At 52.4% G+C, this 15231-nt stretch carries 11 protein-coding genes; 2 read left to right on the top strand and 9 right to left on the bottom strand.

What is annotated here, in order from left to right; all coding sequences use genetic code 11:
• Positions 1–4: 4 nt before the first annotated feature.
• The 9 genes from GK091_RS08925 to rpe form a co-directional block, all read right to left on the bottom strand.
• The gene (locus tag GK091_RS08925; RefSeq protein ID WP_164036477.1) at positions 5–1807 is read right to left on the bottom strand and encodes a hypothetical protein; all 1803 of its coding nucleotides are present in this window, start codon (positions 1805–1807) and stop codon (positions 5–7) included.
• A gap of 48 nt (positions 1808–1855) precedes the next feature.
• Positions 1856–2767: a transketolase family protein gene (locus GK091_RS08930; protein WP_164036479.1), complete on the bottom strand. Its 912-nt coding sequence runs from the start codon at positions 2765–2767 to the stop codon at positions 1856–1858.
• Between the two features lie 2 nt (positions 2768–2769).
• Entirely contained in the window at positions 2770–3174 is a 405-nt protein-coding gene (locus GK091_RS08935) for a hypothetical protein (protein ID WP_164036482.1), read from the bottom strand.
• Between the two features lie 7 nt (positions 3175–3181).
• Positions 3182–5182 (bottom strand): NAD-dependent epimerase/dehydratase family protein, encoded by a 2001-nt coding sequence (locus tag GK091_RS08940; protein ID WP_164036484.1) that lies wholly within the window; start codon positions 5180–5182, stop codon positions 3182–3184.
• 86 nt (positions 5183–5268) lie between these two features.
• Positions 5269–6093 (bottom strand): transketolase, encoded by an 825-nt coding sequence (locus tag GK091_RS08945; protein ID WP_164036486.1) that lies wholly within the window; start codon positions 6091–6093, stop codon positions 5269–5271.
• Between the two features lie 21 nt (positions 6094–6114).
• On the bottom strand, positions 6115–7941 hold the full coding sequence (locus GK091_RS08950) for a glycosyltransferase family 39 protein (RefSeq protein WP_164036488.1): 1827 nt from the start codon (positions 7939–7941) through the stop codon (positions 6115–6117).
• Positions 7942–7971: 30 nt separating this feature from the next.
• Positions 7972–10086, bottom strand: coding sequence for an OmpA family protein (locus GK091_RS08955; RefSeq protein ID WP_164036491.1), 2115 nt, complete (start codon positions 10084–10086; stop codon positions 7972–7974).
• Between the two features lie 112 nt (positions 10087–10198).
• A complete protein-coding gene (locus GK091_RS08960) occupies positions 10199–11605 on the bottom strand; it encodes an alpha-amylase family glycosyl hydrolase (protein ID WP_164036494.1) in 1407 nt (468 codons plus the stop codon).
• Positions 11606–11656: 51 nt separating this feature from the next.
• A complete protein-coding gene (gene rpe, locus GK091_RS08965) occupies positions 11657–12328 on the bottom strand; it encodes a ribulose-phosphate 3-epimerase (RefSeq protein ID WP_164036495.1) in 672 nt (223 codons plus the stop codon).
• A 254-nt stretch (positions 12329–12582) separates the two neighbouring features.
• Between rpe and ligA the strand changes: the two genes are divergently transcribed.
• Positions 12583–14628: an NAD-dependent DNA ligase LigA gene (gene ligA / locus GK091_RS08970; protein ID WP_164036498.1), complete on the top strand. Its 2046-nt coding sequence runs from the start codon at positions 12583–12585 to the stop codon at positions 14626–14628.
• A 53-nt stretch (positions 14629–14681) separates the two neighbouring features.
• The gene (locus tag GK091_RS08975; RefSeq protein ID WP_164036500.1) at positions 14682–15230 is read left to right on the top strand and encodes a DUF3782 domain-containing protein; all 549 of its coding nucleotides are present in this window, start codon (positions 14682–14684) and stop codon (positions 15228–15230) included.
• Position 15231: the final 1 nt, after the last annotated feature.

Here is a 15231-nt window from a genome sequence, read left to right on the forward strand (position 1 = left end):
CTAATTACCAGTTCTTTTTAATGTCTTTTGGCTGTCCCGCAGACGTAATGAGCTGGCTGGTAGGGTATACTGTACACTGATTACCAGCTGAGATCGTCACGACGAACAATTGATACGTACCCGCTTTCAACGCACTTTGCCAGATATCGGCCTTGAAGCCGGTCGTGAAGATGTTGCCTGGCCAGAAACGAGCCTGACGAGGTGTACGCTGATTCTGCCAGACCGGAAACAAGTACGAACGTTCCGGCGACCGCGCCAGCAGATACGTACCCGCATCCCGTCCGAACGACTGATCGACTGATAGACTAGCCATCGCCGAAGCACCGGTCTGAACCATGTACCCGTAAGGAGCTTTGGCAACCGTTACTGGAATAAGCGACTTCTCGGCGGGTCCATACAAGGCGGGTAGTATGGAATCGTAGAAGGCCGGAGCCGGATCGGTGTAATGCAGCGTGAGGGAGTCAATCTCGGCAGTGGGCTCCTGTTGGGTGTAGGTCCAGTTGAACTGGTTCGTCGTTTGCCAGTGCCGGAACCAGATCGAATCGTCCAGGAAGGTAAAGTAAGCAAACCAGGCAAACAGAAAGCTACCTGCCAGACCACCTATCATTACCCAGCGACCCGCCGGTTTATTCACCGCAGTAGCAACGGACAGATACAAAAGGGCCAGCAGGGTTAGCGAATAGATCTTGTAACGGCTCGTAATGATCAGGTCAAGACCGAAACCCGTCCGTGTCCAGGCAACAACAGCTGCGGTACCCAACACGAACGCGGCACATCCCCAAAAAAACAACGTACTGGTAGGTATACCCTTTCCGGAACCGGCCATCCGTGGATTAACCAAGCCACGTAGGGCACGACTAACCGCCAGCCGGTTGATCACCAACTGCCAGCCCATCAGACCGAGCGTCGAGACAACCAGTAGTCCACCCAGCGCAATGCAGGCTGGCAGGGCTGATTTGACGGGAAGGGCTTCGGCAGCGGCCCCAATGAAAGCCAGCCAGCCTTTCAGCAAGTCAACCGCCGAACCGCGCAGTGGCGGATTACCTTCGGGTTTTGCGTAATCAGCAAAGTAAAGCCCAAGCACCAGTATGGCACTGACAAACCAGCCCGCTACCGGTAAAATACGGCTTTGTTTCGTTGCCTTGGCGGATTCGACCGATGACGAATTGTTGGCATTGAGTAGGATCAGCGCCAAACCAATGGGCCAGACGATCAGGCCGTTGCCACTAGTGAGCGTAGCCAATATGGCCGTAACGATAGCCCATCTCCATCGGTTTTCGTAGGTGAGCCAGTAGATGCTCAGCACAACCCACAGCACGACCGAGAAATTCTGTAAAGCGGCCATGCCCCAGAACATATTTTCCCAGTGAGACAGGTTGAAGATCAGCAAGGCCGGCGGAATCGCATACGCTATTGAACGACCTTCGCGACGCAGAACGCTGATAAAAACAAGTAGCAAGCCAACTAAACTCAGATTGCCAACCGCCATCAGGTGCCGGTAATCGAGCTTACCCAACACCTTGAAATCCAGCAGTGCCACAAAACGGTCCAGAACGATCCGGTGTTCGTTGTGCTGCTTGAACAGCTGGTACACTTTCCCCGAAATGGTTTTTTCCTGATCGAAGCTGTAGAGAAACGCACGAAGCGCGTGGTCGTCCCATTTGGGTACGTTGACCGCGTAATAACTCCAGACCGCCAGGAACAGAATCACCGGAATGGCAACCCCAACACTACCCACTAGCCAACTGGTCAACCGTGCAGCGGTCGATGGCAGACGAGTTTCGGGAGCGTGCTGTAGGGTCGGCAAGTGTTTTGTTCGCTGATTGTGTATTGGCAGTGGCTGACAGAAAATGGCTTAACTAATCGTAAACGAAGCCAGTTGCCGAGCAATGTTGGCCGGGTCGAGACCCGATAGTTGCTGGTGGTATTTCTGATCACCATACAATCCGTTCGGGTAACCCTGAGCGGATAGACTAACGAAATGGCTCGGTGCCGCTCCATCGGCCAGTAGCTTCACCGACAGCTGCTGCGCCAAGCCACCGATCGACACGTGTTCTTCAACAACCAGAAGTGGCTTCCCGGCCAGGCGATGGGCCAGACTGGAAGGCAGATCGAGTGGTAAATTCGTGGCGGTGTAGACGTCGAACTCGCCCGTCAGCAGTTCGTCCTGCAAGGCCGTTAACACATTAGCTGCTACAGGGCCAAGGGCAACCACGTTTCCAATTGGAGCTTTGCTGTGGACAATGTGCTTGAATGAGCCAATCGTTTCGGCACCGTCGGGTGTTTTTGGGCCAGCGCCTAACCGAAGGTAAGCCGGACGATTTTCCGCTATGATCTGATCGAGCATCGAAGGTACTTCATCCGCAAAGGCCGGAATGTAGGTGTTCACGTTCTGGAGACTGCTCAGACAGGCCAGATCCTCGATCGCATGGTGTGTACTACCCATAATGCCGTACCCATACCCACCGCCATTACCGACCAGAAAAACCGGCATGTTGTGCAGGCAAACGTCATTACGAAACTGCTCAAGGCACCGATAGACCGCAAAAGGCGCAATGCTATAGCAGAATACTTTGTAGCCCCGGTACGCCATGCCAGCCGCCACACCGACCATGTTTTGTTCGGCGACACCCGCGTTGATGAACCGGGGACCGAGTGCTTCCACGACGTTTTCGAGGGCGTTATACCCCAGATCGCCGGTAATAAATACCACTTTGTCATCGTCACGCGCAATGCGCTCGATAGCGGCTGCAAATTCATTTCTCATTACTAATGCCTTACGAAAATGGTGTCTTTCTTTACGGTTATGTACTGGGCCGTTTCTGAAAAAAAACCATTGGTTAAATAGCCAAATCTATAGGAACGCTTTTTGCCGCTTTTCTCCAAAGCCGTCATCAAATAGCCACCATCACTGGGCAAAATCATTGTCTCCGATAAAGTTCCTTTGGCCGTTTTCGCATCGGCGATCGTACCCAGGTGGCTTGAGTCCGTTCGTACCTGTTGATACGTACCGTTTACCGTCTTCCCCTGTACCACAAAAACGTTGACCGACTGTAAGTCGTTACCTGTCTGATTCTCAACGTGTATATCCATCGTGTCCGTCCTATTCGCTTCATACGGAGCCATGCAGCTTATCATACTAATGGCCAGAAAAGCACCAACACGCAGTTTCATACGGGGTTTATTTACTTTTTCGTTGCTCAACCAGCGTACTGATCTCGGCGGCTGTTTTGTAGACCCGCTGACCCTTCCGAACCATCGTCCGAATGAATTTCGGGCGTTTTTTCGTTTCCTCGAAAATCTTGCTAATGTATTCGCCCAGGAACGAGATGCCCAACAGGTTGATACCGCCAAAGAACATCACCAGAATAATAACGGTCGATAGCCCGGCGGGTGTATCGGGGAAGAACACGAACTTCGCCAGAATCTGCCACAGGATACCAAGCACCGACAGTACCGTCAGCACAAAACCGGCATAGGTCATCAACTCCAGCGGGGCAAAGCTGAACGAGAAAATCGCTTTTTTCGCCCACCAGATATTCTTGGTCCAGTTGTTGGTCGATACGCCGAACATTCGCTCGGGACGGACATAATCGACCCCCGTTTGTTTAAAGCCGACCCAGGCCCGTAAGCCCCGCAGAAACTGTTCCGTCTCCGGTAGGCTGACCAGTTCACGAACAACCTTCCGGTCGATCATCGAAAAATCACCCGCATCGACCGGAATATTGATATAAGCCGTCTTGCGGAAGAGCCGGTAAAACTGCTTGTAGAAGAAATGAACGTGCGGAGCCATTTCGCGCTGTACACGAACGCCGTACGTCACGTCAAACCCTTGCTGCCATTTCTCGTAAAACCGGGGAATGACTTCGGGCGGGTCCTGCAAATCGCCGTCCATCAACACAACGGCATCGCCTGTCGCAATTTCCATCCCGCTCAGGAAGGCCGATTGTGACCCAAAGTTACGCGAGTGCTTGATAGCAATCACGTTCGGATCTTTGGCGCAAATGGCATCCAGCACTTCGTCGGTATTGTCGGGCGAGTTGTCGTTGACAAAAATTATTTCGTAACGCACCTTCATTTCGTTGAAGGTTTTGACCAGTCGTTCGTACATAAACGGAATGGCCTGTGCGTCTTTGTAGCAGGCAATGATGGGTGAGATGACCGGATTGAGCGTTGGTGTATTGAACGCCGGAATCACCCGACTCTCGTATTCGTGCGAAATCTGCCAGTCGGCTGTTCGGCGCAGACCGTCGCCCAGCGTTGTCGTTGCCTTCCAGCCCAGGTCCGTTTCGGCAGCTGTCGGGTCACCATACCAGTCGGCCAGGTCCCAGTTGCGGTTGTTCATGCTGCCCCAAACCGGTTCGAGCGTGAGGCCGAAGGTTTGCCGGGCCGCGTCTACAAGCTCCCGCATGGTCGTTTTCTGGCCCGTCGCGATATTGTAGGAGCGACCCCGAATTTCAGGATTCACCCGTAAGGCAGCCTGCACAAAAGCATCGACGCAGTCGTCAACGTACACGAAGTCGCGGCTGATATCGGGCGAAACGAGCGGAGGCAATTTCCCGTTTCTGACCTCTTCGATCAGGCGGGGAATGAGCCGGTCGGGTTCTTCCCAGCCACCGTAAATGGAATAGAGCCGCAGGTTGAGCGTATTCAAACCATGAACTTTGGCGTAGAAGTCGAGCGTGTAAGCCGCCGATACTTTCGACACGGCATAGTGACTGTTCGGTTCTACCGGGTCGGTTTCTTTGGGCGCGGTGCAATTAAACCCATACTCCGAACTACTGCCAGCGTGGATATAGACCATCTCCGCCGAGCAGTTTTCCAGAATATTAACCGTACCCAGCACATTGGTTTCGTAGGTAAGCCCCACGTTTTTCTGTTTGCTATACGCTCCGTATGCCGCTAGGTTGAAAATGGTTTTGGGTTTGAGTTTCCCGAAAACATCCTGAACGGAGGTGTTGGATAAAATGTCGCAGTGGACGATATTTTCGGCTGGAACATCGAGCAGCTTGAGCCGCCAGGCTTTGGTTGCGTCATGCGTAAGGGCGAACACATCTTGACGAACACGAAAGAGTTGTTCAAACAAGTTCGCGCCAATGAAGCCGCTGGCTCCGAAAACAACGATAGGGCCCTGAAGTCGGGCGATTTTTTCTGGTAGCAAAATGGGGGCAGACTGATTCATTCAGGCCGCAATATTACGGCAAAAGGGCGGATGTGTCGTACTACTAGCCGCTTTTATAGCCAACGGCAACGGAACGCATGGGTCATTTAAGCGACTTGAGCCGATAGATATCGTTCACTAACTTCCGCGTACGCCTGCTCATACTGAGCCGCTGTCATGGGCAAATAGTGCCATTCGAGCTTGTTTTCCATGTAGGATACACCCTTGCCTTTCACCGTTTTGGCGATCACGACTTTGGGTTTCCCCGTTGGCGTAGCGGTCAAGTGATCAATAGTTGTCAGGATCGATTGAATATCATGACCATCCACTTCAACCGTGTCGAAGCCCATTGCCGACCAGGTCCGACTGTCGGCAGTATCGCCCAGTACGTTAGCCGTTTGGTTAAAGCCCTGCAAACCGTTCTTATCAATTAGTACGATCAGATTATCCAGGCCGTTCTGAACCGCGAAGTGAGCGGCCTCCCAGGTTGTTCCCTCATTGGTTTCGCCGTCTGACATGAGTACGAATACCCGCGAATCATCACCGAGGAGCTTACCCGCTTGCGCAATACCCGCGCCTATTGGCAGTCCATGCCCCAGTGAGCCCGTCGCAAACGGAATGCCCTTGTGTTTGTTCGGAGCCGGGTGAGCCGGGAGGGTTGTTCCATTCTTATAAAACGTGTCGAGCACGTCGTCCGAAATTTCGCCGAGGTGGTTCAGGCAGGCGTACAGCGAGGCCGCTGCGTGTCCCTTCGAGAGTAGAAACGAGTCCTGCTGACGTTTGCGCATGACCAGGGCCGCGATCATCAGGTCTACGCAACTTAACGAACAGCCAATATGACCGGCGTGTGCCTGATTGTATAGACCCAGGATTTTCAGCCGGAGCTGTCCCTGAAGCATTTGTAAGTCCGTTCGTTCTGTTGTCGACGTCATGATTGGTTGATGCGTAAAGCGCTAATCGCCGTAGCGGTAAGTGCTGCCTTGAAAGTCAAAAATAGTAATTTTTTTATCTGAATGCCCTTTCACCAACACAATTCGGTCGCGCTCATTGGGATCTACCCGTTGGATATACTGAGCATCCTGAGGGAGATAGATGTTCACGAGCTGGGCATCGTAGAGTGATACGGGCGAGAAACTTTTGTCATTTTTCTCCGACACGATAATTCGTTTTTTATTCGGATAAAGGATCGTGTCGCCCGGTGCGTAGAGTTTCGTCAGTTGCTGGGCGGCTGACCAATACGGATTAGAAATGCGGGGTTCACCGAAAAGCGTGTATTTGGGTGATGTATCGGCGTAGATATCGCCCAGAATCCGAACGATGTGAGCGGTCTGGATCAGTAACACGGCTGCAATCGGCAGGCTGAACCACCAGCGGAGACGGGTTAGTTGAGACAGGCCCATTGCCACTAAAATACAAACGTACGGAAAGGAGAAACCCGAATAGCGTTGTGTAATGCCATACGTGTGGCCCGATCGCCAGGCCATCAGCAGCAGGAACAGTGTCGGCACAAAAGCCAGCAGAAACAGGAGGGACACGAAGCGTTTTTGCTGCGTATTGGTCTGGTCAATCACGTAGCGACCAATCAGATAGACAAACGGTATAGCGATCGACAAGACCAGCAACCGAATGGGCTCCAGTGTATAAAACGGTAGTCCCGACAGCAACAGAACCGGCACGGCCCCGTAGACCCAGACCGGCGGCATCGCTACGGAGAAGTAGCGATGAATTAGTACCGTTGAAAGTGCCCCCAACCCTAAGGCCAGCACCGCATTTCGAATACCACCCAGCGTTTGACTAAGCCCATTGGTGACAATAAATAGGTCGGAGAAAACAGGAATGGCCCGAACCGTGATGTTGGGCAGCGTTGCTGGCAGAATGATGCCAAATCCGTTGTTTCTTGGGTTCGTCAGCGCCAGATTGTGGTAAAAATTCTTCTGCTCCTCCAGAATATAGAACGTGTATTTGCCGCCCCCGTAAATGAACCAGAGCGAAACCAGTCCCAGACCGATAACGCTCGTCAGTCCCAGGGTCACCCAGGAACGGGTATTGCGCAGATAAAGCAGTGCGTAGACGCCGTGACACAAAAAGACCGTTGTGCTCAAGTAATGCGACAGCACCGACGTGACAAAGACGAGGCCATAGGCCAGATAAAGTAGAGGAAGCGATGGCGTTTTGCGGTCCGTCGGCGCAGTGGACCGAACCCGCTCCATGATCAGCAGGAAAATATGGGTGCCCAGTAACGTCAGAAAAAACGTCATGGAATAGTTGCGGGCAATGTGGCTGTACGCAACGAAAAACGGTTCGATGGTGGCAATGGCCGCGCTGACGAGAGCCAGTGAGTTGGCCGGGTCTCGATCACCGGCCAGTGGTCCGCCCGACCGGAAATGGCGTCGCACAAAGACGAAGAGGAGCCAGACAATCAGGGTGCTGAAAATCACCGACGGCATTCGTAGCGAGGTGTCACTCAACCCAAACACTTCCATCCAGAGCCACAGTACGCCATAGTAAGCCGGACTGTTACCGATATCACCCCGAATGTTAGCTTCAATAAAATCGTTGAACGTCTTGGGTTTCCAGAATTCGGCGGGGGTAAAATAGGGTTTACTGAAAACGTCCTGCTGATTGAACCCTTCCAGGCAGACGCCCTGACTGATCAGTAGTGTGGATTTTTCGTCGAAATAGATGCCGTATGTACCCACACGGTATAGACGAAGGCACAGCGCCATGACAAGCAGGGCACTCAATAAAAATAGTGTAGTACGCGACGATGGGGTAAACATTGCGGCAAAGCTAGCGCAAAATAGTAGTTCTTACAGCTTGAGAATCGTGAATTCTACCCTTCGGTTCTGTTTGCGCTTCTCTTCGGTTTCGTTACTGGCGATCGGTTTGCTGGGTCCCCAGGCTTTTGTCTGGATGCGCGACTCGCTGATCCCCTTGCTAAGCAGGTACTCTTTCACCACCCGAACGCGGTCGGCGGAGAGTTTCATGTTCGGCTCCCAGTCGCCCTGATTGTCCGTGTGTCCCTCCACCAGAATTTCCATGGCCGGGTATTGCGTCATCATCTCCGCCATGCGATCCAGTTCACTGTCGGCACCGGCCAGCAACTTGAACTGACTCTGCTCAAACAAGACCTCCCGCATGGTTATCTTCTGACCCGATTCGATCTTAACCAGCAAAAGGTTACGTTTGATGTCACGGAATCGCTTGTCCTTGCTCAGGTCGATCGTTTCCGTTGCCGGGAAGTACCCTTCTTTTATCGCTTTGAGGGTATATACTTTCTGCGTTGGTAAAATCAGTTTGTATTCGCCGGTTTCCGGGTCGTAGTCGGCCTTCGCCATTTCTTTGGCGTCGTCGAGTAACCCCGCAACGACCTCCGAGGCTACAGGCTTTCTGGTTTTCGCGTCCAGTACCTGCCCCGATATGATGGCCACCGGATCAGGCTTGATAGCCGGAAATAATTTGAGCCGAAAGATATCATCTTCCCCCATCGAGCCCGCCCGCGAGCTTAGGTAAGCGAAGTCGCCGGAAGCCGGAATCGTAAAATAACCATCCCACTCGGCAGTGTTGATCGCCGACCCCAGGTTTTCGGGTTCACTCCAGTTTCCCCACGAATCGTCGAGTCGGCGCGATACGAAAATGTCGCCATTACCGTAACCGGGATGGCCACCCGACGTAAAGTAGAGCGTCCGGTTGTCGGCCGCCAGAAAAGGAGAACTTTCGAAATCAGCACTGTTAATGACCGAACCCAGCGAAACCGGTTCCGACCAGTTTTTGTCCGCCTGTTGCAACGATACATACAGGTCGCGATTACCCCGGGTATCTTTTCGCTGTACGGCCAGAATAATCGCTTTCCCATCGGGCGAGACGCAGAATTCCAGCTGGTTTTTCTCGTGCAGATTGTAGTTGTTGGCGATTTTACACTCAACGGGCGGTGACCAGTTCTGCCGGGTCTTTGTCGATTTCGATATGCCGAAAGCCAGCCCACCATCGGGCCGATAGACATTGATGAGGTAGGCCGTACGTCCGTCGGGCGAGAGACCACTGATGGCGTTATCGCCCGTGTTGTTGATGGGTGGACCAATGTTCACGGCTTCGCTCCACCCCGCCGGATTACCCGTAGAGCCGGATTCGAGCGTTGAAAACCAGACGTCCTGCCGATCGGCACCACCCAGATTGGCTTTGTTGAAATTACGGGTAAAGTACAGCGTTCGGCCATCGGGTGCGATAACCGGTGCCACTTCCTGCCCTGGTGAATTAACGTTCTTTCCCAGATTTTCCTTGACAATTTCCTTGGGCGTGGCCTTCGACACGTTGATCTCAAACGGAATCGGTCTCGCATCCTCCGAGATAGCGATGGCGTCGATCTGGTTGAGGCCCGGCACGGCAGCCCCGTTCAGAACGACCTTGACCTGATCACCAACAATGGTCGAATCGTTCAGGATAATGCGTAGGAGTGGGTCCTGCCGTGGGCCCGGCTTCTCGTTGCGATAAACCTGATGTTCTTTCTTATGGCTATCAATGATCAGCACCTGTACAATGGCCCCCGGATTGACATTTTCGCCGATAACCAGCTGCCGGATGGCTATTGATTTGTCGAAGCCAACCTGAATCCACTCATCGGCAGCGCCATCGGCTCCTTTGGGTGCCCATGCTGCCGGACTTTCGCCGAGCTGAGGTAGTTTATTGGGTTTCCCCAGCGCCTGCGATGCTTTGTACTGATCGCCAGTGGGCTCTCCTTTCTTCTCGGATGAAAACCCGATGACACGGCTAGCCCACAGCACCTGACCGGAAGCCTGCCGCTGGGATTCGGCCTGACTGCTGGTAGGTCGCTGTGTTTCGGCCGAACGGGAACTGGTTGGTTGCGCCAGACCGACCCCACTGACCATCACTGCCAACAAGCCTGACAAGATACTCCAAACGCGCATAAACGATGAAATGGTAACAGAACACGGTTCATAGTCCGGAAGCAGTTCCGGCGAACATCAACCCTTAAACTCTAAATTACTAACTCAGATTGTGTGCAATACGTTACAAAACTTAATTGGTCAGCACTTTGTAGTCCCACGGTTTAAGCGTGAGGGACATATCCTGTTTCAATTCCATCGGCTGTCGGCTGAACACTTCCATGTACATCCCTTCGTAGCCCTGCCCCGTTAGGCGGAATGTCTGCGCCTGACCGCTCAGGTTGATCAGTACCGTTACCCGATCATTATCGCGCTGGCGGGAGAAGGCATAAATGGCTTCATCGTGATCCGTCACAATTTTCTCCGCTTTCCCCCCGGCCGTACCGTTCCAGAGGGCCCGGTTGCGGTGTTTGAGTGTAAGCAGCGTTTTAAAGAAATCGCTCTTGGCATACGTCCCCCAGGCTATGGTGTCTTTCTCGAAGAAAGCCAGTCGCTTGTTCAGATTGGATTCCATACCATTATACACAAGTGGCATCCCTTCCAGCGTGCTGCTCAGGACAATAAACGCATCCGCCGATGGACCAAATGATTCCTCCAGGGTGCCATGTTGCGTGTTCTCATCGTGATTCTGCGTGAAAAGCATCTGATAATACCACGGTGGATATAGCTTCTGGTTACTGGCCCGGAGCGTATCGAGGCTGGTGACTGGTAGTTTTCCCTGCGCAATATTTTTCATCATCGCGAAAATGGCCCAGCCGTAATTCATGTTGAAACCGCTCTTGAACTGATTAGGATCGCTCTCCCATTCGGCCAGCATAAACACCGTCTTGATCGAATCCAGCTTGGGGCGCAGTTCAGCCCAGAAGTCATCGGGCACATAGCCCGCCACATCACAGCGGTAGCCATCGATGTCACATTCTTTCACCCAATACTGCATCGCGTCGATCATGCCTTTTCGCATGGCCGGGTTGCCGTAGTCCAGATCCGCTACATCGGTCCAGTCGGTGGGTTTGCCCGTCTTCGGGTCAACGGGTACTGTCATCTTGCCGTTCACCAGCGTGTACCAGTCCGGATGTTCCTTTACCCAGGTATGATCCCAGCCGGTGTGGTTGGGTACCCAGTCCAGAATGACCCGCAGACCAAGCGCATGAGCACGGGTTACCAATGATTTAAATTCGTCCATTGTCCCGAATTCAGGATTCACCGACCTGTAATCGGCCACCGCGTAGGGACTGCCCAGCGAGCCTTTCTTATTTTTTTGACTGATTGGGAAAATAGGCATCATCCAGACAATGTCGACGCCTAGCTCTTTCAGCCGGGGTAATTGTTCCTCAACGGCTTTAAACGTGCCCGCTTTCGAAAATTGACGGGTGTTGACTTCATAAATCGTGGCGTTTTTAGCCCAATCGGGGGCCGATGGGTCAGCAACGCTGATCGAGTCAGTTGGATTGGTCGCTTCCGTTTGCGATTTTTTGGTATCGCGGCAGGCCATTGTCAACAGCAGCGTGCTGAGTGAGATGGCCATATATAATTTCTTCATGGATACAAGTTTGTGCGGTACGTGTCGGTTAAAGTAGGGGAGTACCTCTGGTCAGGCAATAGACGGTTGCTGGCAGTCTTTCAATTGTTGAATGGCCTTCATGGGATCACTCGCGCCAAAAACCGAACTACCCGCCACCAGTATATCGGCACCGGCACCGACCAACGCAGACGCATTCGTAAGGCCGACACCACCGTCGATCTCGATCAGAGCCGATGAACGGCTGGCAACCAGCAGCTGTTTCAATTTAGCCACTTTCTGAAGGGTATGCGGTATGAACGACTGACCACCGAACCCTGGGTTGACGGACATGATCAGCACGACATCGATTTGCTCCAGCACGTCCTCCAAGCCGTCAACGGGCGTATGTGGGTTCAGGGCTACGCCCGCCCGACATCCCATTTCCCGTATACGGGTCAGCGTCCGATGCAGGTGTGTGCAGGCTTCGTAATGAACATGAATGACTGATGCACCCCCATCGGCGAAAGCGTCGATATACCGATCGGGCTGGGCAATCATCAGGTGAACGTCCACCGGTTTCTGGCAGTACTTACGAACGACTTCCAGAATCGGAAAGCCGAAGGAGATATTCGGTACAAATTCGCCGTCCATCACATCGAAATGCAAATAATCGGCTTCGCTACGGTTTATTAAATCCAGATCCCGTTGCAGGTTGGCAAAGTCGGCTGCCAAGAGCGAAGGCGCAATGAAAGGCTGAGTCATAGTCATTCCGGAACAGTCAGAAACCGGTCAAATTGAAAAGAAAGGCTTGTTTCGTGGTTTTTGTAAAACTGCTCACTTTTTTATCCTGTAAAACTAAGTTTTTTTGCTTGAACGAGGAAACATACCCACTCGTGGACCTCAGTTTATTAAGGTTATTCGTTGAGCATCGTAATTTGAAACAGTGATTAACTTACGCTGTTTATCCCATTACCTTCGTGGTTTATTAGCTTGATCCATCTCGTTGACCCTATTATATGACACCTCAGGAGCGTATTAACGAATTGACCGACCGTCTAAACGCCTACAATTACCAGTACTACCAGAAGAGCGTTTCGGAAGTGGACGATTTTACGTTCGATCAGTTACTGGCCGAACTAGCCAGCCTGGAAACGCAACACCCCGACTTTCGTCGGCCCGATTCGCCAACCGCCCGCGTCGGGGGGACCATTAGTAAGGAGTTTACCACTGTCTATCACCGGTTTCCGATGCTGTCGCTGGGAAATACGTACTCGGAGGAAGACCTCGTTGAATTCGACAACCGCGTGCGTAAAGGACTAAACGGACAGGAATACGAGTACGTTTGTGAACTGAAATTCGACGGCGTTGCGCTGAGCATGACCTACGAAAATGGGGTGCTGGTGCAGGGAGCCACGCGGGGCGATGGGGTTCGGGGGGATGATATTACCAACAATATTCGCACGATCCGGACCGTGCCCCTGCGCGTGAGTGGTGACCATATTCCCCCGCTGTTTGAAGTTCGGGGCGAAGGTTTTTTACCGTTGGCCGAATTTGACCGCATTAACAAAGAGCGTGAAGATATTGGCGAACCGTTATTGGCAAATCCCAGAAACGCGGCCTCCGGTACGTTCAAGCAGCAGGACTCGGCGGCTGTCGCGAAACGGCGCCTGGATTGCTACCTTTATTCGTTCCTGTCGAACACCGATGAATTCCAGACGCATGAAGAAAGCCTAATCGCGTTGACAACCTGGGGTTTCAACGTGTCGCAGACGTGGCGTAAATGCGTTGACATCAAAGAGATAATGCTCTTCATCAATGAGTGGGAAACCCGGCGCTTCGAGCTTCCGCTCGGCACCGATGGTATCGTAATTAAAGTCAATCGATACGATCAGCAGCGCGAGTTAGGCTACACGGCTAAAAGTCCGCGCTGGGCGATTGCGTTCAAATACAAAGCTCTGGCCGCCAGTACAGTCCTGAATGACATCCGGTATCAGGTAGGACGGACGGGAGCCGTAACGCCCGTTGCCCTGCTGACCCCTGTATTGCTGGCCGGAACGGTTGTCAAACGGGCGTCACTCCACAACGCCAACGAGATCGAGCGGCTGGGTGTTATGCTACACGATACTGTGTTTGTGGAAAAAGGGGGCGAAATTATTCCGAAGATTACGGGTGTAGACACGTCGAAGCGGACCGACCAGAGCCGCCCGATCAGTTACCCGACCACGTGCCCGGCCTGCGGAACATCATTGGTTCGACGCGAAAGCGAAGCCAATTTTTATTGCCCGAACGAGCGCGGTTGCCCTCCGCAGCGGCAGGCCCGTTTTGAGCACTTCATTCAGCGTCGGGCCATGAATATCGAGAGTCTTGGTGAAGGAAAAATAGAATTGCTCATCGACCGGGGACTGGTGCAAACACCCGCCGATCTGTATCAGCTCACCAGCGAGAATCTGTTGGGGATCGAAAAGGTGTTCGAGGACGAAGAAACCGGCAAGCGTCGCGTTGTCAGTTTCCGGGAAAAGACGGTTGAGAATATTCTGACGGCTATTGAACGCTCCAAAGCGCAACCGTTCCAGAGCGTTCTATTCGCATTGGGAATTCGATACGTGGGTAACACGACCGCCGAAAAGCTGGCCGATTATTTTGGTTCGATGGATGCGATTATAAACGCCAGTCAGGAAGCCCTTCTGGCGGTTCCGGATACAGGGCCCCGTATTGCGGAGAGCGTTGTCATTTGGTTTGCCGACCCCGAAAACCGGGCTTATGTAGCGCAGTTACGGGCGGCTGGTTTACAGTTTGCGGGTGAGAAAAAAGTCGTTGAACGCGAGGGGGATACCCTGGAAGGTAAAACATTTCTCTATAGCGGAACCTTCGCCAACTTCAGCCGGGAAGAACTCGAAGCGCGCATTGCCGCTAATGGGGGTCGCGTTTTGAGCGGTATTTCCAAAAAACTGAATTACCTGATCGTTGGCGAAAATGCGGGGCCATCGAAACTGGAAAAAGCAAAAAAACTCAACGTACCCATGATCACCGAAGATGAGTTTATGGCCATGCTGGTGGTGTAAACGGTATTGATAGTGAAATCGTTACCTTTGTAGCAGGGCAAGCCCACCGAACTGTGGAAGCGACAACCAATTTTGATGATATTCACCAGATTCTGCGCGAAATAGCGAAAAGTCAGCAGGAAACAGATCGAATAACGCGGCAAAACGCCAAAATGCTTGGTGATCTGGGTAATAAATTTGGGTCATTCACGGAGGGCATGGCCTTTCCCTCGATGGAGAAAGTGCTTCGGAAACAGTTCGGACTGACAACCATCACCACAAATTACAAAACTGAATATGGGCCTGATACGTTGGAAGTAGACGTGCTGGGCATTGCCAATGGACAGATTAATACGGTTGTTTTAGTAGAAGTAAAGAGCCATCTCAAGGAGCGCGATATTGAACAGCTATTGAAAAATCTGGATCGCTTCCGGCGTTTTCATCCCGAATATGCCGGTAAGAAATTATACGGTATTCTGGCTAGTGTACAGGGCACTCGGGAAGTCAAACAGAAAGCGATGGATGCCGGCCTGTTCGTTGCGTCTATTCATGATGAGGTATTTGAACTGAAAACCCCTGCTTACTTTGTTCCGACAAACTTCTCCCTCAATTTGGACCAATAAA

Origin of the sequence: Spirosoma agri, assembly GCF_010747415.1 — a bacterium.
Taxonomy (GTDB): Bacteria; Bacteroidota; Bacteroidia; order Cytophagales; family Spirosomataceae; genus Spirosoma; species Spirosoma agri.

Excerpts from the sequence above, each read along its gene's own strand:
- GK091_RS08945 (WP_164036486.1), bottom strand. The coding sequence starts at position 6,093 with ATGACGTCGACAACAGAACGAACGGACTTACAAATGCTTCAGGGACAG.
- GK091_RS08930 (WP_164036479.1), bottom strand. The coding sequence starts at position 2,767 with ATGAGAAATGAATTTGCAGCCGCTATCGAGCGCATTGCGCGTGACGAT.
- rpe (WP_164036495.1), bottom strand. The coding sequence starts at position 12,328 with ATGACTCAGCCTTTCATTGCGCCTTCGCTCTTGGCAGCCGACTTTGCC.
- GK091_RS08935 (WP_164036482.1), bottom strand. The coding sequence starts at position 3,174 with ATGAAACTGCGTGTTGGTGCTTTTCTGGCCATTAGTATGATAAGCTGC.
- GK091_RS08950 (WP_164036488.1), bottom strand. The coding sequence starts at position 7,941 with ATGTTTACCCCATCGTCGCGTACTACACTATTTTTATTGAGTGCCCTG.
- GK091_RS08960 (WP_164036494.1), bottom strand. The coding sequence starts at position 11,605 with ATGAAGAAATTATATATGGCCATCTCACTCAGCACGCTGCTGTTGACA.
- GK091_RS08955 (WP_164036491.1), bottom strand. The coding sequence starts at position 10,086 with ATGCGCGTTTGGAGTATCTTGTCAGGCTTGTTGGCAGTGATGGTCAGT.
- ligA (WP_164036498.1), top strand. The coding sequence starts at position 12,583 with ATGACACCTCAGGAGCGTATTAACGAATTGACCGACCGTCTAAACGCC.
- GK091_RS08940 (WP_164036484.1), bottom strand. The coding sequence starts at position 5,182 with ATGAATCAGTCTGCCCCCATTTTGCTACCAGAAAAAATCGCCCGACTT.